Annotated in this window: 19 protein-coding genes; 15 read left to right on the top strand and 4 right to left on the bottom strand. The window is 57.6% G+C overall.

What is annotated here, in order from left to right; genetic code table 11:
- Window positions 1-37: 37 nt before the first annotated feature.
- On the bottom strand, window positions 38-475 hold the full coding sequence (locus tag ACFPPD_RS04370; protein ID WP_209743484.1) for a MarR family winged helix-turn-helix transcriptional regulator: 438 nt from the start codon (window positions 473-475) through the stop codon (window positions 38-40).
- An 83-nt stretch (window positions 476-558) separates the two neighbouring features.
- On the bottom strand, window positions 559-1,389 hold the full coding sequence (locus ACFPPD_RS04365) for an AraC family transcriptional regulator (protein WP_209743482.1): 831 nt from the start codon (window positions 1,387-1,389) through the stop codon (window positions 559-561).
- Between the two features lie 113 nt (window positions 1,390-1,502).
- Between ACFPPD_RS04365 and lacZ the strand changes: the two genes are divergently transcribed.
- The 3 genes from lacZ to ACFPPD_RS04350 all read left to right on the top strand — a co-directional run bounded on the left by lacZ (window position 1,503) and on the right by ACFPPD_RS04350 (window position 7,214).
- Window positions 1,503-4,625 carry a beta-galactosidase, LacZ type gene (gene lacZ, locus ACFPPD_RS04360; protein ID WP_378081307.1) on the top strand — a complete coding sequence of 1,041 codons (3,123 nt, stop codon included), beginning with the start codon at window positions 1,503-1,505 and terminating at the stop codon, window positions 4,623-4,625.
- Between the two features lie 40 nt (window positions 4,626-4,665).
- Complete coding sequence (locus ACFPPD_RS04355; protein WP_209743478.1) at window positions 4,666-6,858, top strand: alpha-galactosidase; 2,193 nt, start codon at window positions 4,666-4,668, stop codon at window positions 6,856-6,858.
- Between the two features lie 116 nt (window positions 6,859-6,974).
- Entirely contained in the window at window positions 6,975-7,214 is a 240-nt protein-coding gene (locus ACFPPD_RS04350; protein WP_209743476.1) for a DUF3892 domain-containing protein, read from the top strand.
- A 576-nt stretch (window positions 7,215-7,790) separates the two neighbouring features.
- Here the strand turns inward: ACFPPD_RS04350 and ACFPPD_RS04345 are convergent.
- Window positions 7,791-8,738, bottom strand: coding sequence for an ArsR/SmtB family transcription factor (locus tag ACFPPD_RS04345; protein ID WP_209743474.1), 948 nt, complete (start codon window positions 8,736-8,738; stop codon window positions 7,791-7,793).
- A 347-nt stretch (window positions 8,739-9,085) separates the two neighbouring features.
- On the opposite strand from ACFPPD_RS04345, the gene ACFPPD_RS04340 reads away from it, so the two are divergent.
- The 12 genes from ACFPPD_RS04340 to ACFPPD_RS04285 all read left to right on the top strand — a co-directional run bounded on the left by ACFPPD_RS04340 (window position 9,086) and on the right by ACFPPD_RS04285 (window position 24,936).
- Window positions 9,086-10,078, top strand: a complete 993-nt coding sequence (locus tag ACFPPD_RS04340) for a glycoside hydrolase family 43 protein (RefSeq protein ID WP_209743472.1) — start codon at window positions 9,086-9,088, stop codon at window positions 10,076-10,078.
- 91 nt (window positions 10,079-10,169) lie between these two features.
- Window positions 10,170-11,555 (top strand): ABC transporter substrate-binding protein, encoded by a 1,386-nt coding sequence (locus ACFPPD_RS04335; protein ID WP_209743469.1) that lies wholly within the window; start codon window positions 10,170-10,172, stop codon window positions 11,553-11,555.
- A gap of 92 nt (window positions 11,556-11,647) precedes the next feature.
- Window positions 11,648-12,535: a carbohydrate ABC transporter permease gene (locus ACFPPD_RS04330; protein ID WP_209743467.1), complete on the top strand. Its 888-nt coding sequence runs from the start codon at window positions 11,648-11,650 to the stop codon at window positions 12,533-12,535.
- 24 nt (window positions 12,536-12,559) lie between these two features.
- Window positions 12,560-13,396 (top strand): carbohydrate ABC transporter permease, encoded by an 837-nt coding sequence (locus ACFPPD_RS04325; RefSeq protein ID WP_378081303.1) that lies wholly within the window; start codon window positions 12,560-12,562, stop codon window positions 13,394-13,396.
- A 5-nt stretch (window positions 13,397-13,401) separates the two neighbouring features.
- A complete protein-coding gene (locus ACFPPD_RS04320) occupies window positions 13,402-14,832 on the top strand; it encodes an arabinan endo-1,5-alpha-L-arabinosidase (RefSeq protein WP_378081301.1) in 1,431 nt (476 codons plus the stop codon).
- A 370-nt stretch (window positions 14,833-15,202) separates the two neighbouring features.
- Window positions 15,203-17,131: a 1,4-alpha-glucan branching protein GlgB gene (glgB, locus tag ACFPPD_RS04315; RefSeq protein WP_209743465.1), complete on the top strand. Its 1,929-nt coding sequence runs from the start codon at window positions 15,203-15,205 to the stop codon at window positions 17,129-17,131.
- A gap of 47 nt (window positions 17,132-17,178) precedes the next feature.
- On the top strand, window positions 17,179-18,345 hold the full coding sequence (locus ACFPPD_RS04310; RefSeq protein ID WP_209743463.1) for a glucose-1-phosphate adenylyltransferase: 1,167 nt from the start codon (window positions 17,179-17,181) through the stop codon (window positions 18,343-18,345).
- Window positions 18,342-19,454, top strand: a complete 1,113-nt coding sequence (glgD, locus tag ACFPPD_RS04305; protein ID WP_209743461.1) for a glucose-1-phosphate adenylyltransferase subunit GlgD — start codon at window positions 18,342-18,344, stop codon at window positions 19,452-19,454. Before ACFPPD_RS04310 ends, glgD begins: the two co-directional genes overlap by 4 nt.
- Before the next feature lie 12 nt (window positions 19,455-19,466).
- A complete protein-coding gene (glgA, locus tag ACFPPD_RS04300; RefSeq protein WP_209743459.1) occupies window positions 19,467-20,903 on the top strand; it encodes a glycogen synthase GlgA in 1,437 nt (478 codons plus the stop codon).
- Between the two features lie 18 nt (window positions 20,904-20,921).
- Entirely contained in the window at window positions 20,922-22,931 is a 2,010-nt protein-coding gene (locus tag ACFPPD_RS04295) for a glycoside hydrolase family 15 protein (RefSeq protein ID WP_209743457.1), read from the top strand.
- A gap of 102 nt (window positions 22,932-23,033) precedes the next feature.
- The gene (locus ACFPPD_RS04290; protein ID WP_209743455.1) at window positions 23,034-24,017 is read left to right on the top strand and encodes an aldo/keto reductase; all 984 of its coding nucleotides are present in this window, start codon (window positions 23,034-23,036) and stop codon (window positions 24,015-24,017) included.
- 160 nt (window positions 24,018-24,177) lie between these two features.
- A complete protein-coding gene (locus ACFPPD_RS04285) occupies window positions 24,178-24,936 on the top strand; it encodes a DUF1361 domain-containing protein (RefSeq protein ID WP_209743453.1) in 759 nt (252 codons plus the stop codon).
- On the opposite strand, the gene ACFPPD_RS04280 is transcribed toward ACFPPD_RS04285, so the two are convergent.
- A complete protein-coding gene (locus tag ACFPPD_RS04280) occupies window positions 24,915-25,751 on the bottom strand; it encodes an AraC family transcriptional regulator (RefSeq protein ID WP_209743451.1) in 837 nt (278 codons plus the stop codon). The two genes, ACFPPD_RS04285 and ACFPPD_RS04280, sit on opposite strands and share 22 nt — an antisense overlap.
- Between the last annotated feature and the right edge of the window lie 29 nt (window positions 25,752-25,780).

Genomic DNA, 25,780 nt, shown 5'->3' with positions numbered 1-25,780 from the left:
CAATATCTTGACTATGAGGCGAGAAAGAACCGACGATCTAGTCTTCGTTCATGTTGTCTATAAGCTTCAGCAAGCAGCCGTTGAAGGAAGCGAGTTCTTCCAGACGAAGCCGGTCGATGCATGCGCGGTCGCTCAGCGTGCCGAACCGCTCCAACGTCGCGAGCGTATCTTTGCCGAGCTCCGTCAGCCGGACTAGCGTGCTGCGCTTGTCGCCCGCGTCGTCGTACGTCACGACGAAGCCGCCCATCTTCAGGCGTTCCACCATGCCGGTCATGTTCTGCTTCGTGACGTGCGTATTCAGCCCCAACTGCTTCAAGGATAAATCCCCGCCGGAGAGCGCGGACAAAATAAACCATTGGTGAACGCTCGTCAGCCCGACTTCCGACACGAGCTTGCGCCCGATTCTCTCGAGCAGGTTCGAGCATCGGAAGAGATTGACGACTACGCTTTCGTGCAATTGTCCGTCGTTGTTCAAGGGGACAGCTCCAAAAGTCAATTTATTGACTAAAGACTATCGGAAAAGGGCTCGGATGTCAAACGGCGCCCTAGAAAAGCGTGTCAGGAGTTCCGGCCGTGCGAAAGCTTGAATTGTTCGGGGCTCATGCCCTCGATGCGCTTGAATACGGAGCTGAAGTAACTCGGATTGTCGAAGCCGACTTTCGCGGCGACTTCCCTCATCTTGATACCGGGCTCGCGGAACATCCATTCCTTGCTGCGCTTGATCCGCTCGCGGTTAACGTACTCCATCGGCCGCATCCGCATGCCGACTTTGAACAGTTGGCATAAATACTGAACGCTGACGTCGATCGCGCCGGCCATCTCGTCGATCGAGATCGGGCGATGCGAATTCGCCTCGATGAACCGGACGACCGGTTGCAGCTTCGCCAGACGATGATCCGCGGAGGAGGCGCCCGTCCGGACGCTGCGGGACAGATCGAGCAGGAAAGCGTATAGAAGCTTCGATATTTCCATGCCGAGGAGGGGTATTCTGGAGAGGGACAGGGCGTGGATTTGATCGAAATGGGCGATGATCCGCTCCGGAGCGGAAAGCGCGAACACGCCGGAACGGATAATGCCCGCCTGGCGCAGCAACGAAGGAACGAGCCCGCCGTTAAAGCTCATCCAATGAACGCCCCAGTTATCGGCGACGGGCTGGTATAAGTGGGCTTCGCGCGGAAACAGAAAGAAACCTTGTCCCGGTTTCACCGCGTAGCGCTTATCGCCGACGATCAGTTCTCCGGCGCCCGCATCGGCTTGCAGCCATTGATAATCGGGAAAACCTTCGGGCCGGCGCGTCCTTTCCTGGTAGTCCCAATGGCCGATGCTCGTCAAATACAAGGGAAGCTCGGCGTCCAGTTCGGTCACGTTCGGAAACGATAGCTTGTTCATGTCCTGCATCTACTTTCATATTGTGATAGAAACGCGAAAATATTTTAATATATAAGGCTGCTCTCCGAAATTATAATACGAATATAGTTACATTATGAATGGGAGTGTGCAACTTGTCTAAAGCAAAATGGAAATATACCCCGCCTGCGAACGGTTATCCGGAATGGAACAACAATCCGACGATTTTCCAATTGAACCGGATGGACGCCCACGCGACGTTGATCACGCATCATTCGCTCGAAGAAGCGTTGGCGGGGAACCGCGAATCGTCCCGAAGCTACGAAAGCTTGAACGGCAAATGGAAGTTCGCATTCGCCGCCAATCCGGACGCGCGCATTCAGAACTTTTACGAGCTGGGGTTCGATGCTTCTTCTTGGAACGAGATCGACGTGCCGGCCCATTGGCAGCTGCAAGGATACGATTATCCTCAATATACGAACGTCAGATATCCGTGGAAAGATTCGGAACCCGATCTAAAGCCTCCGTTCGCTCCGACGAAATACAATCCGGTCGGTTCCTACATTCGCACGTTCGAAGTGCCGGCGGACTGGCGAGATCAATCGGTGTTCATCAGCTTCCAGGGCGTCGAATCCGCGTTCTACGTCTGGGTGAATGGAGAATTGGTCGGTTATAGCGAAGATACGTTCACGCCCGCGGAATTCGATCTGACGCCTTACGTCATCGAAGGAGAGAACAAGCTTGCCGTCGAGGTGTACCGTTGGTGCGACGCCAGCTGGCTAGAGGATCAGGATTTCTGGCGGATGAGCGGCATTTTCCGTGACGTCTATTTGTATACCGCGCCGGACTCTCGCATATTCGATTTCTTCGTCCATACCGATCTTGACGCCGACTACCAAGACGCGACCCTTCGCGTGAAGGCGCTCGTCGAATGCGCTGTCGGTTCGGGGTGGAACGCGGAAGCGCAATTGTACGATGACTTCGGAGTTGCCGCGCTGGACGAGCCTTTCCGGCTCGCGGCGAACGGAACGAAGGGAAGCCGCGAACGGGCGGAAGGAGCGGTACGCGTCGCGAAGCCGCGCAAGTGGAGCGCGGAGCATCCGAACCTGTATACGCTCGTGCTTAGGCTCTCGGACGACGCCGGAACGACGCTGCAATACGTGAGCTGCAAAGTCGGCTTCCGGTCTTTCGAGATCCAAGACGGACTCATGCGCATCAACGGCAAGCGCATCGAATTCAAAGGCGTCAACCGCCACGAATTCAGCTGCGACGTCGGCCGCGCGCTCGGGGAAGCCGACATGGTACGCGATATTTTGCTCATGAAGCAACATAATATCAACTCCGTCCGCACGTCCCATTATCCGAATAATCCGAGATGGTATGAGCTGTGCGACGAATACGGCCTGTACGTCATCGACGAGACGAACCTCGAGACGCACGGCTCATGGGAGTACAACCAGCAAGAAGAAGGCCATACCGTTCCCGGGAGCAAGCCGGAGTGGCGGGACAACGTCATCGACCGGTGTAATTCGATGATGCAGCGGGACAAGAATCATCCTTCGATCATCATTTGGTCGCTCGGCAACGAAGCGTGGGGCGGAGACAACTTCGTCCATATGCACGACTTCTTGCGCGCTAACGATCCGTCGCGCGTCGTCCATTACGAAGGCGTGTTCCATTGCCGCAAGTCGGAAAAAGCTTCGGACATCGAGAGTCAGATGTACTCGAAGCCGCGCGACATCGAAGCATACGCGCTTCAAGTCCCCGCGCCGAAGAAGCCGTTTATCCTGTGCGAATACAGCCATGCGATGGGCAATTCGTGCGGAGGCCTGCATAAGTACACCGAGCTGTTCGAGAAATACCCGATTCTGCAGGGCGGCTTCATCTGGGATTGGGTCGACCAAGCGATCCGGGTGCGGGGCGAGGACGGATCTTCGCATCTCGCGTACGGCGGCGACTTCGGCGAGACGCCTCACGACGGCAACTTCTGCGGCAACGGCCTCGTATTCGCGGACCGCGCCGTCTCTCCGAAGCTGCACGAGGTCAAAGCCTGCTACCAGAACGTCAAGTTCGCGGCCGTCGATAGCGCGAAAGGTTTGTTTACCGCGACGAACCGCTTCTTGTTCACGGACCTGGATACGTTCGAGCTCGTCTGGAAATCGGAAAACAACGGCGTCGCCGTCGGCGAAGGCAAGCTCGACGTACAGGCGGCTCCGGGCGAAACCGCGAGCATCGACTTATCCGGCTCGATCCCTGCAAGCGCAGCCGTCGGCGACGAATTCGTTCTCACTCTGTCGTTCATACTGAAGGAAGCGACGGCATGGGCGGAGAACGGACACGAAGTCGCATACGGACAATTCGTATTGCCGGTTCCCGTGACGGGCGAAGCCGTCGTTGAAACGCCGGCTTACGGCGAAATCCGCACGGAACGCGCCGGCGACAAGCTGACCGCTTACGGCGAAGGCTTCGCCGTCGTCTTCGACTTGGCGGCGGGACTGGCGGTTTCCTATGCCGTCGAAGGAACGGAACTGTTGCGCCGGCCGCCCGAGCCGAACTTCTGGCGGGCGTACACCGACAACGACAGAGGCAACGGCCATCACGAGCGGACCGCGATCTGGCGGGACGCGGGCGCGAACCGGAAGCTGACCGAGTGCTCGGTCGCTCAGCTCGGGGAATCTGCGCTGGAAGTCGTCGCGGCGTTCGTTCTGCCGACCGTTCCGGCGTCTTCCGTCCGGATCGCGTACACGTTGCTCGGAAACGGACGCTTGAACGTCAAATTCGACCTCGAGCCGGGAGAAGGCTTACCCGAAATTCCGGAGATCGGCATGCTGTTCGAGATGGACGGTTCGTTCGACGACGTGACCTGGTACGGCAAAGGCCCGCACGAGAATTACTGGGACCGGAGCGAAGGCGCGCGTCTCGGCCTGCATTCGGGCAAAGTGGCCGATCAAGTCGCGCCGTACCTTCGACCGCAAGAGACGGGCAACAAGACGGGCGTGCGTTACGCGACCGTGACGAACAAGAACGGCGTCGGCTTGCGCGTCGAGGGGCAAACGGCCGTCGAGTTGAGCGCGTTGCCGTATACGCCTCGCGAGCTGGAGCAAACGAGCCATTATCATTTGTTGCCGGCTTCGGACAAGACGGTCGTCCGGGTCAACCATAAGCAAATGGGCGTCGGCGGGGACGACAGCTGGAGCGCCAGAACGCATCCGGAATACACGCTGTTCGCGAACAAATCTTATAGTTATGCTTTTGCTCTGCAAGGAATCGCCAAATAAGAGAAGACGATAAGCATCGTTCGCTGGGAGATATTCGACAATGGGAATTCATTACGTCGCCGAGCATCGGCTGTTTCATTTGCAAGGTCCGAACACGAGCTACGTGCTTCAATTAAACGAAAAAGGCGTGCCGATGCACGTCTATTGGGGAAGGAGAATCGAGGATGCGCCGTGGGACGGCATGCTGCTGTTCCGGGAGCGGGCGTCCTTCTCTCCGAATCCGTATCCGGAAGACCGGTCCATATCGTTCGATACGATGCCGCAAGAATATCCGGCTTACGGGACGGGCGACTTCCGCCACCCCGCCTACCAAGTCCAGCTCGAAGACGGTACGACGATCACGGAGCTGGCCTACGTCGGCCACCGGATCGTCGCGGGCAAACCCGCGCTCGAAGGGTTGCCGTCCACTTACGCGGAGAGCGACGCCGAAGCGCAGACGCTCTTGCTGGAGCTCGCGGATGCGTACTCGGGACTTCGCGTCGAGTTCAGCTATACGGCGTTCGCGAACCATGACGCGATCGCCAGGTCCGTCAAGCTGACGAACGCGGGCGGCGCGACTATACGGCTGCTTCGGGCGATGAGCGGAAGCGTCGACTTCAAGCACGATAAGTTCGACATGATTACGTTATCCGGAGCTTGGGCGCGCGAGCGCGATTTGTTCAGACGTTCGATCGTGCCGGGCATGCAAGCCGTCGAGAGCCGGAGAGGCTCGAGCAGCCACCAGCATAATCCGTTCGTCGCGCTCGTGTCCCCGCTAGCGGACGAAGACAACGGCGAAGCTTACGGCTTCAGCCTCGTTTATAGCGGAAGCTTCGTCGCGCAGGCGGAAGTCGATCAATTCCGGACGACCCGCGTATCGCTCGGCATAAATCCATTCGACTTCGAATGGCGGCTGGAGACGGGCGAGTCTTTCCTGACGCCGGAGCTCGTCATGGCATATTCGCCGGAAGGCATCGGCGGCATGTCCCGCGTCTTCCATCGCCTGTACCGCAGCAGGCTCTGCCGCGGGAAATTCCGCGACGAGGCGAGACCGGTGCTCGTGAACAACTGGGAAGCGACTTACTTCCAATTCGACGCGGACAAAATCGAGTCCATCGCCGCGGTCGGCCGGCAGCTCGGCATCGAGCTGTTCGTGCTGGACGACGGCTGGTTCGGGCACCGCGACAACGACGATTCGTCGCTCGGTGATTGGAAAGTCGACTATCGCAAGCTGCCGGGCGGATTGGCGGATCTCGCTTCGCGGGTCAACCGTCTCGACATGCAATTCGGCTTGTGGTTCGAGCCGGAGATGGTGTCTCCCGACAGCGACCTGTACCGTGCGCATCCGGACTGGTGCCTGCATGTGCCGGGTAGGCGCCGGACGGAAGGGCGGAAGCAGCTCGTGCTCGATCTGTCCCGCAAGGACGTCTGCGATTATTTGATCGAATCGGTCGGCGCCATCTTAAGCTCCGCTCCGATTACGTACGTCAAATGGGACATGAACCGCAACATGACGGAGATCGGCTCGGCCATTGCCGCGCCGAACCGCCAGCGCGAGACGGCCCACCGATACATGCTGGGACTATACCGCGTGCTCGAGACGATTACGTCGACGTTCCCGAACGTGCTGTTCGAGAGCTGCTCCGGCGGCGGGGGCCGCTTCGATCCGGGCATGCTGTACTATATGCCGCAGACGTGGACGAGCGACAATACGGACGCCGTCAGTCGCCTTCGCATCCAGTACGGCACGAGCCTCGCTTACCCGGTCAGCGCGATGGGCGCCCACGTATCGGCCGTGCCGAACCATCAAGTGCACCGGAACACGTCGCTGAAGACGCGAGGGGACGTCGCCATGTCCGGCAATTTCGGCTACGAGCTGGACTTGACCCAAATGAGCGAGCGGGAGAAGAAGGAAGTCGCTGAGCAGGTCGCCCAGTACAAAGAAGTTCGCCATCTCGTGCAATTCGGCGATTTCTACCGGTTGCGCAGCCCGTTCGAAGGAAACGACGCCGCGTGGATGATGGTGTCGGAGGATAAGTCCGAAGCGTTCGCGGTATACGCGAAAGTGCTCGCGGAACCGAACGCGCCGCTCGATTGGCTTCGCTTCAAGGGACTCGAAGCGAAGGCGAAATACCGGCTCGTCGGCGGCGAATCGGTATACGGCGGGGACCAGCTTATGTACGCGGGCATCGTCATCCCCGAGCTTCACGGCGACTACGCGACTTGCGTCTGGCGTCTTGAACGGATTTCCTGAACGGTACGAACGCACCTCTTGCCGCTTTCGGCGTCTTCATGGCGCCGGAGGCGGTTTTTCTTTGCGTGCATGAACCTGACCGAAGCTGTTCAGACTAGGGGGCGGAGGTGGAAGAAATGGAACAGCAATCCGGGAAACAGCAAATCGTCGCCGTCCGCAAGAACGGAGACGGGGATATCGTCGAGCTGCAGTTAAGCTCAGGCCAGGTCGTCGGGTACAAAGAAGCCCAGACGATGGCCAAAAACGATCAAATCGACAACGTGAACGTGTTCAAAGGCAGGGACGGAGACGAGCATCTGCGCTCGAATCCCGACGGTCGTACGGACAACAACCTCGACAATCTGCCGACCTTCTAAAGGACGTCAGCAGCATTCGCTTGGGGTCACCGAAACCGCCTTCGGGCGGTTTTCAGGTTGTCGAGAAAGTCCTTATCCACGGTTACTCAATCGTATTTTGGCCGATCTGCTGTTTACGCTTAGCCGATTTCGCCGCAACAGCCAAACAACCTGCAAATATGCAGGTTGTTTACTACTTTTCGCGAGAAACGCTCCATTTCGACTCGACAAAATGTATTATTGCAGGTTGTTGAGTCGTATTGACAAGATTACCCCGAACAAACTGCACTTTTGCAGGTTGTCGGGAGAAGGCGCTTCAACGGGCGGCAGCGAATCCCAGGGAATGCGCGTAACATGTCCGATGGAGCGAGGCTTTTCGGATACTAAAGAGCTCGCGGGTTTCTCGACGATCTAGAAACCGCCTTCGGGCGGTTATTGTTTCTGATACGTCGAGACTCCGTAAACAGACTCTTGCGGATACGCGTATCGGTTATAGAATAATGGGGCAAAGAAGTACGTATAAGTTGGATTCATCTATCACGACGGACGGGGTTTTTCTGCCGTAGGCCGGATTGACGAAAAACCATGCGCCCCATTCTACCCATTACCCACCGGCTGTTCGCCGCCCGCCGCCGGCACGACTTTCTCGTAATACAGGCGAAACAGGATGTCCTGCTTGTAGTTGCCGAATTCTTTGCCGAACAAGGTGATCCCTCCAACGTTACGGGAGCCGTTCTCCACCGCGATCCGCAGCGTCCATTGTTTGTCCCGCACGTTAACCTGGTCGAGCGTCACTTCCGAGATGGGATGGCCGTCCATCCGGGTTCCATGGGCGGTTACCGTCAGATGCTTGAGCAGGCCGTATTGGTTAATGTCGTCCGGCCACCAGGACGGATTGTATTTGCCCCGCTTGTCGCCGAAATCTCCCGGGCTTGTCCAAGTGCCCAGCCGAACGTTGTTTAAGTAGAACGTAATGTCCGATGGCCAGTTATTGTTCGTAAGCGGCGCTTCGGAAGCGATCTCCATGGAGATGACGAGCTCCTTCGGGTTTTCCGTCGAGAGCAGGAAGTTGGGGATTTTGTAATCGATATACCCTTCGCTGAACCATATGATTTTAGCCATAAAACGCTCCGCGTCGAGAAAGGATCGGGGATCGTCGACGATGCCGATGAATTTCTCGGCGGTCGCAAGGCCGCATGTCGGCTCCACGCGAATATCGGTGAAGTGTCCGACCGAGAGTTCGCTCTGGTGATATTCCCGGATATGCTCCATCTTGTTCGGAAAGATGATTTCCGCTTGCTCCACCTGCAGCGAGCAGATTTTCTGCACGCCGCCGCGGCTCCGCTGCATGTCGGTGCGGATGATCCCGGCTTTCTCCAGCTTCTTGATGTGCATCGTCATGATGGCGGCGCTGAGGCCTATTGCTTCGGAAAGCTCGCGCATATTCATCGGCTGCTTGGCCAAAAGATGTATGATCTTGTGCCGGACGCCGCTTGCCAGCGCCTCGTACACGGGTAACGATTTATCGGATATGTCGAGGTTCATGGAGGATCCTCCTGACCGGTCGTGGGCCATTTAAAGTAGGTGGTTGCATGAATACTATATATTTTTATTAACATTTTCGCAAGGAAATGAGTGACTCGCGGCGTAAAAAAATGCAGAAACTACGCACCTATAGTTAATAAAAACATTTACAATAGAATAAATTTATTTACTAATCCGTTGACAATGTGACCGCTTTCATGATATCGTTAATATCAAGCCGAATATATTCGCAAAATTATTAACTATTGAAGGAAATCCGCAACTGAACAATCAGGGGGATTGGTAAAATCTACGCCTTGCCTCAAGGGCAAGCCAAAGCGGAACATCAAGAATAGGAGCGTCAGGGAATGAAGCAAACGATCCGAAGTCCTTATCGCAATCCGTTAGTCAGTCAGCGAGCCGATCCATGGATATATAAGCACGCGGATGGAAAATATTATTTTACGGCTTCCGTTCCCGAGTATGACCGCATCGAGCTCCGGAGATCGGAGACTCTGCAAGGATTGGACCACGCGGAGACGGCCGTCGTCTGGAGGAAACGGCACGACGGCGTGATGAGTTCCCATATTTGGGCGCCCGAGCTGCATCATATAGACGGCAAGTGGTACGTCTATTTCGCGGCTGCCAGGGGCGGCGCCGACGGGGAAGGGGTATTCGACCACCGAATGTACGTGCTCGAATGCCAATCTCCCGATCCCCTGAACGGGACCTGGACGGAGAAAGGCCAGATCAAGACCGAATGGGAGTCGTTCTCTCTCGATGCGACGACCTTCGAGCATCGCGGGGTCCGATATTTGGTTTGGGCGCAGCGGGACTTCGACGTTCCGGGCAATTCGAACTTGTATATGGCGGAGATGGAAAACCCGTGGACGATCAAGCTTCCTCAGGTAATGCTGACGAAGCCGGAATTGGAATGGGAGACGATCGGCTTCTTGGTGAACGAAGGTCCCGCGGTGCTGAAACGGAACGGCAGGATCTATATCGCCTATTCCGGCAGCGCGACGAACCACCATTATTGCATGGGACTGCTCACGGCGCTTGATACGGCGGATCTGCTCGATCCGGACTCGTGGACCAAATCCCCCGTTCCCGTCTTCGTCACGAGCGAAGAGACGGGGCAATACGGACCTGGCCACAACAGCTTCACCGTGTCGGAGGACGGCTCCGAGGATTTGCTCGTCTATCATGCGCGGAACTACAAAGAGATCGTGGGCGATCCTTTGTACGATCCGAACCGTCACACCCGAGTGCAGCCGTTCGGCTGGAGCCCGGACGGAACGCCTTGGTTCGGGGTTCCGGTTCCGGATTCGAGCGACTCGAACGGCGAAGGAAACGAATAGCGGGCCGATCGGCCGGCTGTTTCCGAGGAAGATTGAATGCGGTTTCAACGCGCGTTATCGCGTAAAACATACAATTGGAGGGGTTCGTGCGATGGCTAAGAAAAGTGGATTTGCACTCGTATCGCTTCTTATTTCGGTAATGCTGGTTCTCTCCGGTTGCGGAGGCGGCAACAATGGCGGCAATGAGCCGGCCGCAAGCGGCAGCGCGCCCGGTAGCGGCGCGCCGGCGGAAAAGAAAGAGATTACGTTCATGTTCCGGGGGGGTCCGGACGAGCAGACGGCTTACAAGAAGACGGTCGATAAGTTCGAAGCCGACCATCCGAACGTGAAGGTCAAAGTCATCACGACCGCGCCGGACCAATACACCACGAAGCTGAAAGCGGCCATCACCGGGAAAAGCGTGCCGGACGTCTTCTTCTTCGAGCCGGGCGACCTGAAAGCGTTCGTAAACGGCGGAGTTCTGCTTAACATTACGCCGTATACCGAGAGCAATTCGAACATCGACATCGGGAAAGTATGGAAGAAAGGCGTCGACATTTACCGTTACGACGGCAAAGTAGCCGGACAAGGCGACATTTATGGCCTGCCGAAAGACCTAGGGCCTTTCGCGATGGGCTACAACAAGACGATGTTCGAGAAAGCGGGCATTCCGATCCCGGACAAGGACAAGCCGTATACGTGGGACGAGTTCATCAACGTCAACAAACAGCTGACCAAGGACACGAACGGCGACGGCAAGCTTGACCAATGGGGTACGGGCCTCAACGTCAACTGGACGCTTCATGCCTTCGTATGGAGTAACGGAGCCGACTTCCTCGATGCGACGCAGACGAAAGTCGCGATCGATGATCCGAAATTCGCGGAGGCGCTTCAACTCTTTGCAGACATGCAGAATGTGCACAAAGTGACGCCTTCGATCGCGGAAGCGCAGACGCTTGACACGTACCAGCGCTGGATGCAGGGTCAAATCGGCTTCTTCCCGGTCGGCCCTTGGGATCTGAGCACGTACCAGAAGCTGCCGTTCGACTTCGATCTCATCCCGTATCCGGCAGGCTCCACCGGCATAGCCTCAACGTGGGTCGGCTCGCTCGGCATCGGCGTATCCAAGAACTCGAAGGCGCCGGATGAAGCGGCAGCGCTCGCCCTGTACCTGTCGGCTTCCGAGGAAGGCATGCAAATGCTGTCCGACGCGAAGGTGCAAATTCCGAACTTGACCGACATGGCCGAGAAGTGGGCCGCCGACACGTCTTTCAAACCGGCAAACAAAGCGGAATTCCTGGAGATCATCGATTACGGCAAACCGATGCCGCAAACCCTCACCTATAACCGGGAATGGTACGATCTCTTCTTTACCGACATTCAGCCGGTTCTCGACGGCAAGATCACCGCGGCGGAATACGTGAAGGCGGAACAGCCGAAGATGCAGAAGCTGCTGGATAAAGCGATCGAGCAAGAGCAAAAAGCAGTAAACAAATAAGCGAATTAAGCTCGGAAAATGATGTTAGCGACTCCCGCGCTCCGGCGCGGGAACTAGCATCATTTTCATTCCGAGCACCTACGAGGTGGGCTATGAAAACGAAATCGAGATTGTACCGGAAGGAAGCGTATTACGGCTATCTGTTCATCCTCCCGCCGGTCCTGGGCTTTCTCCTCTTCGCGGCGTTCCCGGCCGGCTATTCTCTTTACGGCTCCTTCACCGATTGGGACGGACTCGGCCAGATGAGCTTCATCGGACTCGATAACTTCAAGGAACTTTTCGCGGACGAGTTGTTCTACAAGGCGATGTACAACACGTTCTATATGATGCTGGGCATTCCGGTCGGGCTGTTCCTTGCCATGCTGATCGCGCTCGGACTCAACCGCCGCATTCCCGGCACGACCGTTTTTCGCGCCATCTATTACATTCCGGTTATCTCGTCCATTGCCGCAGTCTGCATCATGTGGATGCTGGCCTACAACGGCGATTTCGGGCTGGTCAACCAAGCGCTGGAACTTGTCGGCATCGACGGCCCCAATTGGCTGAACAACGTCGGCACCGTTAAGCCCGCGATCATCATGATGCTCGTATGGAAAGGTCTCGGCTATACGATGCTTCTGTACTTGGCGGGATTGCAGAGCGTTCCGAGAGACTACTATGAAGCGGCCGAGCTCGACGGGGCGAACGCCTTGCAGAAGTTTTGGCGCATCACGTGGCCGATGGTGAAGCCGGTTACTTTCTTCATCGTCGTCACGGGCATTATCGGCGGCTCGCAGCTGTTTCCGGAAGTCGCCATCATGACGTCCACCGGCGGTCCGGAGTACAGCTCCGCTACGGTCGTGTTCTACGTGTGGCAGAAGGCGTTCGGCAACCTTCAGATGGGCTACGCCTCCGCGATGACGGTCATTCTCGGCCTGTTTATTTTTATCGTGACGCTGACTCAATTCAAACTCGACAAATCCTCCGAGATCCACGAATAGCGCCGTAAGAAAGGAGTGACTATATTGGCTATCCGCAGAAGAACCGTGAACATCGTCATTTTCGCTTTGCTCCTGCTCGGCGCGGTATTCATGATCGCCCCGCTGCTCTGGATGTTCACGACGTCCGTCAAGGACCGCTTAGACGTATTCGCGCTGCCGCCTAAGTGGATCCCGAATCCGTTTCACTTCGAGAAGTACCGCGAGATTTGGGAGAAGGGGCCGCTGCTCAGCGGCATCAAGAACAGCTTTATCGTCGCCATTAGCGTAACGGTCGTCGGCACGCTGACGTCGAGCCTTGCCGCATTCGCATTCTCCAAGCTGCGTTTTCGGTTCAGGGACCCAATCTTTCTGTTGCTGATCGCAACGCTTATGATTCCGTACCCTTCCATTATGATTCCGCAGTTCATGATGTTCTCGAAGATCGGCTGGGTCGACACGCTGCTGCCGCTGATCGTCCCGGGCCTGTTCGGCAACGTGGTCATGATCTTCTTCCTGAAGCAGTATTTGAGCAGCATCCCGATTGCCCTGATCGAAGCCGCCAAGATTGACGGCTCATCATACTTCGGCATTTATTCCCGGATCATTTTCCCGCTGATCAAGCCGGCCGTCGCGGCCCAGCTGATTCTGTGGTTCATGGCGATCTGGAACGATTTTCTGGCGCCGGTCATTTACTTGAATTCCCCGGAGAAAATGACGCTGCAGCTCGTCATCAACAACTACAACGCAACGTACGCGATCCAGACGGACTATCCGCTTATTATGGCGGCGTCGGTCGTCTCGCTTGTTCCGATGCTGGTCGTATTCCTTATTTTCCAGAGGCAGATTATCGAATCGGTGGCGATATCCGGCGTGAAAGGATAAGCGGCATGAATAAAATAGCGATCGGATTGGGGGTTGCGGCGATGCTGTTGATCGGCGGATGCTCCCAGAGTCCGCGCCATGAGGTCGCGTATCCTTCCGCTCCGCCGCAGACGGCGATGTTCGATACGGTGCATATCGACGACGAAGCCTCTTGGACGACGACCAATACGCACGATCCGGCCATTATCAAGACGGACGACGGCACGTATTACGTCGTGTCGACCGACGTCAAGGTTGGCGGCCCGGCTCGGCCGGGGGTGATGGTGCGCCAATCGAAGGACCTCATTCATTGGCAGTGGGTCGGCCGGGCGTTCGACGGGGTTCCCGCGGAAGCCGCCGCCTGGTCGGGAGGTCCGAATCTGTGGGCGCCCGACGCGGAGAAGTTCGGCGACAAGTATTATCTGTACTACTCCTCGTCTACGTTCGGTTCGAACCGTTCGTATATCGGGGTCGCGACCAGCTCGTCCATGGAAGGACCTTGGCAGGACGAAGGGGAAGTGGTCAAGACCGGAGAAGGAGACGGACCGAACGCGATCGATCCGAACGTGGTCGCGGATGCCGACGGTAAGCTATGGTTCGTGTACGGTTCGTTTTTCGACGGCATTCACATATTGCCTTTGGATCCGGTTACCGGGAAACCGAAGGAAGCCGGCTTCGGCCAGCGGATCGCGGCGCGGAATACGGCCAGCGAATCGGGCGCGGTGGAAGGGCCTTATCTCATCTACCAGCCGAAGCTGAAGAAATACTTCCTGTTCGTGTCGTACGATTCGCTCTCGTCCGATTACAACGTCCGGGTCGGCCGTTCCGACTCGATTACCGGACCTTATCTCGACTATAACGGCAGAGACTTGGCCGATACGGCCTACGACCCGCAGTTCGACGTAGGCACGAAGATCATGGGGGGCTATAAGTTCGGCGACGCGGACGGTTGGATCGCCCCCGGACACAATTCGATCCTGCAGGACGGGGACAACGACTATATCGTGCATCATGCGCGCCCGGAGGCGGATCCGAACTGGATGTACCTGCACGTTCGCAAGCTGCTCTGGACGGCGGACGGCTGGCCGGTCGTCTCGCCGGAACGGTACGCGGGGGAGAAGGTGCAGCCGATTCCGCTAACGGAGCTTGCCGACGAATGGCAACGCGTCGTGCACGAGCGGTTGATTGACGGCGTCGCGGAGTCCAAGACGTTGCGGCTGCTTGCGAACGGGCGGATCGGGACGGAGGACGGGGAAGACGCATGGACGTTCGACGGCGACCATACGCTAACGTTGCATTGGCGCAGCGGCGACGGGGAACAGACGGAGACGCTGCTCGTTCTTACGTCGTGGGATTGGGAGCTGAACCGGGCGACGCTGGTCTTCACCGGACTGGACGATCAAGGCCAGGCGGTATGGGGCAAGAAGGTTTCGCCGGTCGTACAGTCGCCGGAATAAAGGGAAAGCGTCGACGGCAAGCTCGATTTCAGGGCGACCGTCGACGCCGCCATGGCTTGAGAGCAAGCGAATAGTATCTAAGTCAAAGAAAGCCGCCGGCGCTCCGGCGGCCTTCTCGCGTTTACGCGCGGTATACAAATCGTATGATCGACATAATCTTAGACGATCTCGGACGCGAGTCCGTGAACTTTCTTGCGACTTTTTTGAAAATGGGGTGAATATTTTCATAACATTCGCTATAATGTACGTAAGTTTCATGTAATTTGTGAGGAATGTTAACAAGTACTTAACAATGTTAACAATCCGCTAACCATCCGCTAACCATCGCTCCAGACCAACCAAGCCCCTATCCGCCGGGAGGTGACGTCGCATGCAGGCATCGCCGGTTCACGTTTCATCCGACGACCTGTACTTATTCAATACCGGGCAGTTGTTTCAAGCTTATCGCACGTTCGGGGCGCATGTTACGCACTGGGAAGGACGGGAGGGCGTACGATTCGTCCTCTGGGCGCCGGGCGCCCGCGAAGTCAACGTCGTCGGCGATTTCAACGGCTGGAACGGCTGGAACAAAGTCGTCGACATGCGACCCGCCGGATCGACGGGCATCTGGGTCGGCTTCGGACCGGGCCTTCGCGAGGGTGACCGTTACAAGTACGAGATTCTCGGCGCCGACGGCGAACGCAGGCTGAAGTCCGATCCGTTCGGCTTCCGAAGCGAGCTGCGGCCGAATACCGCTTCGATCGTAGCGAAGCTGGACCGCTACGAATGGAGCGACGGCGAATGGATGGGCGCCCGCGCGGGCCGCAAGCCTTACGACCGTCCGATGCTCATCTACGAAGCGCATCTCGGCTCGTGGAGAATGGACGCGCCGGAGCAATTCCGGGATTACGGGCGGCTCGCGGAAGAACTCGTCGATTACGTCTGCGGGATGGGATACACCCATATCGAGATCCTTCCGATCGCCGAGCATCCGTTCGACCGGTCTTGGGGCTATCAAGCGACCGGGTATTTCGCGGCAACGAGCCGCTACGGTCCGCCGGAAGGCTTGCAGAAGCTCGTAGACAACTGCCACAGACGGGGCATCGGCGTTCTGCTCGACTGGGTGTGCGGCCACTTCTGCAAAGACGATCACGGGCTTCGACGGTTCGACGGTTCGCCGCAATACGAGCCGGCCGACTACCGCATGGCGGAGAAGCCGCTGTGGGGAACGCTCGCCTTCGATTTCGGCAAGCCGCAAGTCCAAAGCTTTCTTCTTTCCAACGCGTTGTTCTGGCTGGACGTTTACCATATCGACGGCTTAAGGGTGGATGCCGTCGCCAGCATGATCGATCTGAACTTCGACAAGCCCGAAGAGATGCGAACGACGAACCTTTACGGCGGCACCGAGAACGTCGAAGCTCTTCAATTTTTGCGCAAGCTGAACGAAACCGTATTCCGTTATTATCCCGAAAGCCTCATGATGGCCGAAGATTCCTCCTCCTATCCCGGCGTCACGTCGCCGACCTATTTAGGAGGCTTAGGCTTCAACTACAAATGGAACATGGGTTGGATGAACGACATGCTCCGCTACATGGAGACCGACCCGGAACACCGCTCCTCCCGCCATTCCCTCATCACGTTCTCGATGCATTACGCCTTCTCCGAAAATTACGTGTTGCCGCTCTCCCACGACGAGGTCGTGCACGGCAAACGTTCTTTGCTAAACAAAATGCCCGGCCCGTATCCCGAGAAGTTCGCGAACTTGCGACTGTTATACGGGTACTGGATGACTCACCCCGGCAAGAAGCTGCTGTTCATGGGCGGCGAATTCGGCCAATTCGACGAATGGAAAGATTATGCCGGATTGGATTGGGATCTTCTCCGTTACCCGCTCCACGACAGCATGCGCAAGTACACGGAACGGCTGAACGCGGTATACGCCGCCCGTCCCGCCCTTTGGGAGCTCGATCACCGGCCCGAAGGATTCGAATGGATCGACGTCAACAACGCTCCGCAACGAATGTTATCGTTCCAACGCAACGGAGGCGAAGCCGAACGTCCGATCGTGACGGTATGCAATTTCTCGCGCGACGGGTACGGCGCTTACCGAATCGGCGTATCGTCCCCCGGAACGTACGAGCTCGTGCTGAACAGCGACGAAAGCGACTTCGGCGGCTCGGGCGCGCCAATGCCGACCCGGGTATCGGCTTCCGAGGCGCCCATGCACGGCAAGTCCTACAGCATCGAAGTACCGGTTCCCGCCTTATCCATCCAGCTTTGGCAGTCAGAAGCGTCATCTCGCGGTCATGAAGACATGTAGATCGGCAAGTTCGGCTTTCGGCACCTAACATGGAGGGAGTGCAGTTTATGCGCAAAAACGAATGCATCGCCATGCTGCTCGCGGGCGGCGAAGGCCGCCGCTTGGGCGTTCTCACGAAGGATTTGGCGAAACCGGCCGTTCCGTTCGGAGGCAAGTACCGCATTATCGATTTCACGCTGAGCAATTGCGTTCATTCCGGCATCGAGACGGTCGGCGTACTGACGCAGTACCAACCGCTTGTATTGACGCAGCATCTCGGCATCGGAACGCCTTGGGGGCTCGACCGGCGCGAAGGGGGCATGCACGTGCTTCCGCCATACGTCCGGCAGAAGGGCGGCACGTGGTATAAAGGGACGGCCAACGCGATCTATCAGAACATGGGCTTCATCGAGAGGTACGATCCCGAATACGTACTCATTATTTCAGGCGATCACATTTATAAAATGAACTACGATCTGTTGCTCGAAGAGCATAAGAAGAACCGCGCGGACGCGACGATCGCCGTCATCAGCGTGCCGTGGGCGGACGCGAGCCGTTTCGGCATCTTGAAGGTCGACGAGGACGGGCGGGTGGCCGAATTCGCCGAGAAGCCGAAGAAGCCGACAAGCAATCTCGCTTCGATGGGCGTGTACATGTTCAATTGGCAAGTGCTCAAGGAAGCGCTCGTCCGGGACGAAAGCGAGAAATCGTCGTCCAACGACTTCGGCAAAGACATCATCCCGACGATGCTCGCGGAAGGCGCCCGGTTGTTCTCCTATCAATTCAACGAATATTGGAAAGACGTCGGAACGATCGACAGCCTATGGGAAGCGAACATGGACCTGCTCGAAGATAAGCCGTCGCTTCGGTTGAACGATCGCTCGTGGCGCATCTTCTCGGCGAATCCGAACCAACCGGCCCAATACGTCGCGCCGACCGCGCGCGTGCAAGGCTCCCTAATTAACGAAGGCTGCGTCGTGGAAGGCCAAGTGAACCGTTCGGTGCTGTTCCACGGCGCGCGGATCGGCGAAGGCAGCATCGTCGAGGATTCCATCCTGATGCCCGGAGCGACGATCGGCAAAGACTGCCGCATCATTCGGGCGATCGTGGGCGAAGGCGCGTCCGTAGGCGACGGCTGCAACGTCGGCGCCGCCCTCGCGGAAGATATCGCGGTCGTCGGAAGCGGGGAAACGATCCGCCCGGAGGCGGAGCTTAAGGAGGCGGAGCCGGTATGAAGCTGTCCATGATGGGCGTCATTAACTTGATCCACGAAGCCGACGAGATGGAGTCGCTGACGGCGAATCGTTGCCTGGCGACCGTGCCGTTCGGCGGCCGTTACCGGCTGATCGATTTCGTATTGTCATCGATGGTCAATTCCGGCATTCCGAGAGTCGCCGTGTTCGCGCACCGGAAGTACCGGTCGCTCATGGATCACTTGGGCTCCGGCAGCAACTGGGATTTGCATCGCAAGCAAAGCGGATTGTTCGTGCTGCCTCCTTCGATGGACGACCAGACGGATTTCGGCAGGGGGGATCTGTACCACTTCTACCGGAACAGGGACTATTTCGCCCGCAGCACGGTCGATTATGTCGTCATCTCCCGTAGCCACATGGTGTGCAACGTCGACTTCGCGAAGGTGCTGGAGCAGCATAAGGAAACGGGGGCGGACATTACCGTCGTCTGCAAGAAAACCTCGGAAAGCTTGCCCGGCCTCGCCCGTAAGGCCAGACTGAACGAAACGGGACGCATCGTGGAAATGCAGGACCACTTCGGCAGGCTGGACTCCGACATCGTCTCGATGGAGATGTACGTTATGAGCAAGGAATTGCTGCTCGACCTCGTCGACACGTCGCTCGCGCGCGGCCGGGACCACCTCGTCCGGCACGCGATCTTGCCGGCGCTGGACCGGTTACAGGCGCACGCATACATGTACGATGGAGTCCTCGGCGTCGTGAACAACATCGCCGCGTATTACCGGCATAGCATGGACTTGCTGAAGCCCGAAGTGTGGAAGGAGCTGTTCTTCAAGCCCGGCTCCATCTACACGAAGGTCAAAGACGAGCCGCCGACGCATTACCGCGCCGGAGCGGACGTGACCCATTCGCTGATCGCGAACGGCTGCGATATCGAAGGAACGGTTACGAACAGCATCCTGTTCCGCGGCGTGAAGATCGCCAAAGGCGCCATCGTACGCAACAGCATCATCATGCAGAACGGCATCGTCGGGGAAGACGGATCGCTCGAAAACTGCATTTTGGACAAAGAAGTCGAGATTCGTCCGATGCAGCAGCTGAGGGGCTCGGTCGAGCTGCCGTTCATCGCGCTCAAGCGCAAAGTCATCTAAGCGGGGGATTCCATGAAGGTCATGTTCGCGGCATCCGAAGCGATGCCACTCGTGAAAACCGGAGGGCTTGCCGACGTCGTCGGCGCCCTGCCGAAATCTCTCGCGAAGCAAGGGGTCGACGTAACGGTCGTCCTGCCGAAGTACGGGGAAATCCCGAAAACGTTGCTCGCGGAAGTGAAGACGATAACGGTGATGGAAGTTCAGCTGGGCTGGCGGCGGCAATATTGCGGTATCCAGACGGTTACCGTCGACGGCGTCCGGTTTCTGCTCATCGACAACGAGTTTTATTTCAAGCGGGGGTATTTGTACGGTTACGGAGACGAAGCGGAGCGGTTCGCGTTCTTCAGCTTCGCGGTGCTCGAGATGCTCGGGGCGCTACCTCCGGAAGAGATGCCCGACGTGCTCCACTGCCACGATTGGCAGACCGGCCTCATTCCGTTCCTGCTTCGCACCCGTTACTCGGGCCGGCCGGGCTATCGCGATATCCGGACCGTGTTTACGATTCATAATTTGCAGTATCAAGGCGTATTCTCTAGGGATTTGCTGCAAGACCTTCTCTCGACGGGAGACGACTCATTCACGGAAGACAGCCTGGCGTTCTACGGCGCGGCCAGCTGCATGAAGGGCGGGCTCCGGTTCGCGGACAAGCTGTCGACCGTCAGCCGGACGTACGCCTACGAGATTCAAACCGAGCAATACGGCGAGAAGCTCGACGGCGTGCTTCGCCAACGTTCGCACGATCTGTGGGGCATCTTGAACGGTATCGACACCGACGTGTACGATCCTCTTAACGATCCGAACGTCGCGTTCCCATACCGGTACGACCTCGCGGGCAAGCGCAAGAACAAAACCGCGCTGCAGCGGGAGCTGGGATTGCCGGTCGACGAGAACGTTCCGATGTTCGGCGTCGTCTCGAGGCTGAGCGGGCAGAAGGGTTTCGATCTGATCGGGGAGATTCTTCCGGCTTTGCTGAAGGAAAACGTTCAACTCGTCGTGCTCGGCGCGGGGGAACCCGCGATCGAAGACATGCTTCGTTCGGCGCACGCGAAACTTCCGGGCAAAATCGCGCTCTGGTTCGGCTTTAACGAAGGGCTGGCGCGCCGCATTTACGCGGCGTCCGACATGTACTTGATGCCGTCGCGCTTCGAGCCGTGCGGCCTCAGCCAGCTGATCGCGCTGCGATATTCGTCCGTGCCGATCGTCCGGGAAACGGGCGGTTTACGCGATACGGTGGAGCCTTACAACGAGTTTACGGGCGCCGGCACCGGCTTTACTTTCGGTCCGCCGTCCGCGCACGACTTGCTGTTTACGATCCGCCGCGCGCTATCGTTCTACGGTAAGCCCGAGCAATGGGAGAAAATCGTCGCGAACGGCGCGAAGACGGACTACGGTTGGGGCGCCTCGGCGAAACTATACCTCGAACTCTATAGAGAACTCATAAGCAAATAAGCATAGGAGTGGATAGGAATGGCGCGACATCTGGTCATCGGCAACGGTAAAATGCTCATCAACTTGGACGGCACCTGCTACATTCGCGACGTCTATTTTCCATTCGTGGGACAACTGAATCACGTCGGGGGCCATGCTTGCCGGGTCGGCGTATGGAGCAACGGAGAATTCGCCTGGCTCGACGATCCGGAATGGCAAATAGAGCTCGGCTATATCGAGGATTCGCTCGTGACGAACGTCATCGCCCGCAACGAACGGCTCGGTCTCGAGCTGCAGCTCAACGACGGCATCCATCAACGGGAATGCATCTACTTGAAGCGGGTCGTCGTTCGCAATCTGGGCGGCGCGGAGAAGGACGTCAGGGTGTTTTTCCACCACGATCTGATGATCGACGGCAACGAAGTCGGGGATACGGCGGCATTTTATCCGGGCAACCGGACGTTGTTTCATTTCAAGCGCTCTTCCTATTTCATGTTTAACGGCCGATCGGAGAAGGGCGGCATCTATCAGTATTCGACGGGGATCAAGAGATTCCATTCCGCGGAAGGCACGTGGCGCGACGCCGAAGACGGCGAGCTGATGGGCAACGCGATCGCGCAAGGCTCGGTCGACAGCACGATCAGCTTCCGCACGGTCGTCCCTCCGGGCAACGAAAGAACGATTTATTATTGGATGTCGGTCGGCTCCGATATGGAAGAGGTCAAGCGTCTCGACCAGTATGTTCAAGAGAGCCATCCGGAGAAGCTGCTCAGCCGGATCGTCATCTACTGGAACCACTGGCTGTCTCGCGTCGGGGATAGCTTCGGCGACTTGCCGTCCCACGTCGTCCGGCAATTCAAGCATAGCTTGCTTATCGTGCGGACGCAGATCGACGAACGGGGCGCCATTCTTGCGGCCAACGACACGGATATTCTCCAATATAACCGGGACCATTACAGTTACATGTGGCCGCGCGACGGCGCGCTGATCGCCGACGCGATGTCGCTTGCCGGGTATCATGGCACGATCGCTTCCTTCTTCCATTTCTGCGGTCGCAATCTATCCCCGGATGGCTACTTGCACCATAAGTACAATCCGGACGGCACGGTCGGTTCGAGCTGGCATCCGTACGTCGTGCAAGGGGTGCCGAGGCTGCCGATCCAAGAGGACGAGACGGCACTCGTCTTGTACGCGCTCTGGAAGGACTACGCCCGACACGGGGAGATCGAGCTGCCTCAAGCGCTCTATAGCACGCTCATTCGTAAAGCTTCGGCGTTCCTGTGCGAATACTTGGAGCCGGATCTCGGATTGCCGAAGCCGAGCTACGACCTGTGGGAGGAACGGTACGGCATCTGGACGTACACGGTCGCGTCCGTGTACGGCGGGCTTATGGCTGCCGCGTATTTCTCCGATTTGTTCGGCGATTACGACCGGAGCGACCAGTACCGCGACGTCGCGGAGCAGATCAAGCAAGGCATCGTCACCCACTTGTGGGATGAGCAAGAGGGGCGTTACGCCCGCGGCATCGTCTTCGTCGACGGTCGCTGGGAGAAGGACATGACCGTCGAAAGCAGCATGTTCGGCTTGTTCGAGTTCGGCGTGTTCCCGGCGGAGGACGACAAAGTGTCGCGGACGATGAACGCGATCTCCGAGAAGCTTCGCATTCATACGGACGTCGGCGGCATCGCCAGATACACGAACGACTATTATTTCAGGCAGTCCGACGATATCGGCAAAATCCCGGGCAATCCGTGGATCATCTGCACGCTGTGGGTGGCCAACTTCCAGATCGAGACGGCAAAGTCGCTCGAGGATCTGGAGGAGCCGCGCCGAACGCTCGAGAAGGTGACGACGTTCGCGTTGCCCGGAGGCAACTTGCCGGAGCAAGTGCACCCGGAGACGGGCGCGCCGTTGTCGGTCGCCCCGCTAACGTGGTCTCACGCGACTTTCGTATCGACGGTGTGCAAATATGTGCGGAAGCGGGAGCAGCTCGTCTCGTCCTCGGCTAACTCTTCGGGTTCGCAGATCTCGCGGGTTTCTTGGAATTGATTCGAGAGACTTTGGGATCGGAAAACGCTTTTCTCTCCCCGCCATACACGTGATACAATGTTCGGGGAGAAGTATCGCGAAGAGAAGGGGAGTTCGATTCGGTTGAAATACAGACCTTTAGGCAAGGCGGGCATCGACGTTAGCGAAATCAGCTTCGGCACGTGGGCGATCGGCGGTTCCTGGGGGCAGACGGACGAGAAGGAATCGCTGAGGGCGCTCGACAGGGCAATGGACGAGGGAGTCAACTTCTTCGATACCGCGGACGTCTACGGCGACGGGAAAAGCGAGCGTCTGCTGGCGCAAGCGACTAAGGGCAAGGAAGACCGCATCGCGATCGCGACGAAGTTCTGCCGGGCGGGAGACATTCGCGACCCGGCGACGTATTCCGAAGCGCGAGTACGCGAATGGTGCGAGAACAGCTTGACCAGGCTTGACCGGGAGGCGATCGATCTGTACCAGATCCATTGCCCGCCGATGGCGATTCTGAAGGATGGCGCCGTATTCGGCGTGCTCGACAAGCTGAAGGCGGAAGGAAAGATCCGCGCTTACGGCGTCAGCGTCGAAAGCGTGGAAGAAGGGCTTCTATGCTTGGGGCAGCCGGGCGTGCAGGCGCTTCAGATCATCTTTAACCTGTTCCGCCAGAAGCCACTCGCGGAACTGTTGCCGAAGGCGAGCGAACGCGGCGTCGGTCTGCTCGTCCGCCTTCCGCTCGCCAGCGGTTTGCTGACGGGCAAGTTCGCGTCGGACGCGACCTTCGAAGCGGAAGACCACCGCAACTTCAACCGCGACGGTAAGTCCTTTAACGTCGGGGAGACGTTCGCGGGCTTGCCGTTCGCCAAAGGCGCGGATCTGGCGCGCAAGCTTGCTTGGATCGCCGAGGGCAGGGAGAACATGACGCGGTCCTCGCTGCGCTGGCTTCTCGATCAACCCGAGATCACATGCGTCATTCCGGGCTTCAAGAACGTCCGTCAAGTCGAAGATAACCTGGGCGCGATGGACGTTACTCCCTTCACGGAGGAAGAACGCCTCCGCTTAACGGAGTTTTACGAGACGGACGTGCATCCTTATATTCGGGGATCCTATTGAATTCGAGAGATAGCGCGAATCATGCATGCATTCAACAATCCCGAAGTGCCTTGGCGGCATTTCGGGATTTTTTGTCGCATGTGTATGGATTTGTCCGAATGGCGGCGATAATGATACAATATGTATAGCGTAGAAAATCAGTCGAAGAAGGTGTTGCCGAATGAGAGGTGCGAATGCCTCGATTGTCTCGATGCCGATCGTAAATCCCTTGTTTTACGTCCTGACGGCGACTTCCGTGCTGTGCGCGTGCTTGATCGTCATCAGAGCCGAGCGCATGGACTATGTGCAATATCAATTTCTGCTATGGAATTTGTTCCTTGCCTGGTTGCCGCTTCTCTTCTCGATGACGGCCGTCGCGTACGCCCGTATCGTCAAGGGCGGCACCGCTCTTGCGACAGGGTTGGCGGTCCTGGGCGTCGGTTGGCTGCTTCTCTTTCCGAATGCCCCGTATTTAACGACGGATTTGATTCATTTGATCTTCAACGACGAATACCGCTTCTATAACCGGGAGGAAGACTTGCTCGTCTGGTACGATCTCGTGCTGTTCTTTCTATTCTCTTGGTGCGGCTTATTGCTGGGCTATCAATCGGCGAGGCATTTTCATTCTATCGTCGTTCGCTATGGCGGCGCGTTCGCGGGCTGGTTATTCGTGATCGCGACTTCGTATTTGGGCGGCTTCGGCGTCTATTTGGGTCGCGTCGTCCGTCTGAACAGCTGGGACGTCGTCTTCAGTCCGTTCCGGTTGATCGAAGGGGTGCTCGAAGGGATCAATCGCAACGCTTTTGTTTTTACGTTGTTGTTCGGGACGATGATCCTCATTATCTATGTTTCGCTTTATATGATCGGGAGCGGCCGCGTTCGCGCTTTGGCGGCGTCGGAACGATACGGCGGCCAAGCTCAAACGAAAGCCGTTCCGTGAAGACGCCGGTATTGCTCGGGCGTCATGCCTTCCTTCTGTCGGAACGTCGCCACGAAATGGCTGGCGTCGCGGAAGCCGACCGCCTCGCCGATGCTGCGAACGGTCAAGTCGGGTCTGGCGGGGAGCCATTCTTTCGCTTTGCGAAGGCGCAATTGGATTAAATAGGCGTAAGCCGTCTGGCCGAACAGCTCGCGGAACCGTTCGTTCAGTTGCCTTTCGCCGATATGCAGGCGCTCCGCCATCATCGCCAGCCCTACGTCGGGGTTGGCGTATTGCGTTTCAAGCCATTCGAGAAGCTCCATGATCCGGTCGAGCCTTCGGGAGAGCGACGGAAGATGGTTTTGTCTTCCGTTTGTTTTGAGCATCGTCAGGAAACGATATAACTCGGCGGAGCTTTTCCAACCGGACGGATCGCCGCCGGATTCGGCCAGCGCCAAGAGGCGTTCGAGCTGTTCCGCGATTTCGTCGTCGTCTTTGTCCCATTGAATCTTGCCGGGGGCGGCGCCGAGCAGTTCGATCGCCAAGGCGGCCGCTTGCGTACCGGCGAACGTGACGTAATACGTTTGCCAATTCGCGCTTTTGGCGGAGTAGGCATGTTCGACGTTCGGATGAAGGAGGAAGCCGGATCGTTCGGGAAGCTTGTAGGCTTTGCCGTGCAGACGTAATTCTCCTTCGCCCGCGATCGTCTGCAGCCAGTGGAAGCAAGGGTACCCGCGGGGGCGGGCGATCGGTTCTTGCTCTGAATTCAAGCCGATCGTCTCCAGCTGCAACGGAAGCAACTCCGCCGGCGTGGGGTACACGGTTCGTCTAAGCATAAAGGGACCTCCATATTCTTATATGCGAT

Origin of the sequence: Cohnella suwonensis (assembly GCF_042655365.1) — a bacterium.
GTDB lineage: Bacteria > Bacillota > Bacilli > Paenibacillales > Paenibacillaceae > Cohnella > Cohnella suwonensis.
Note: the sequence above shows the minus strand (reverse complement) of the source record. Positions and strands in the feature narration are given on the sequence as shown.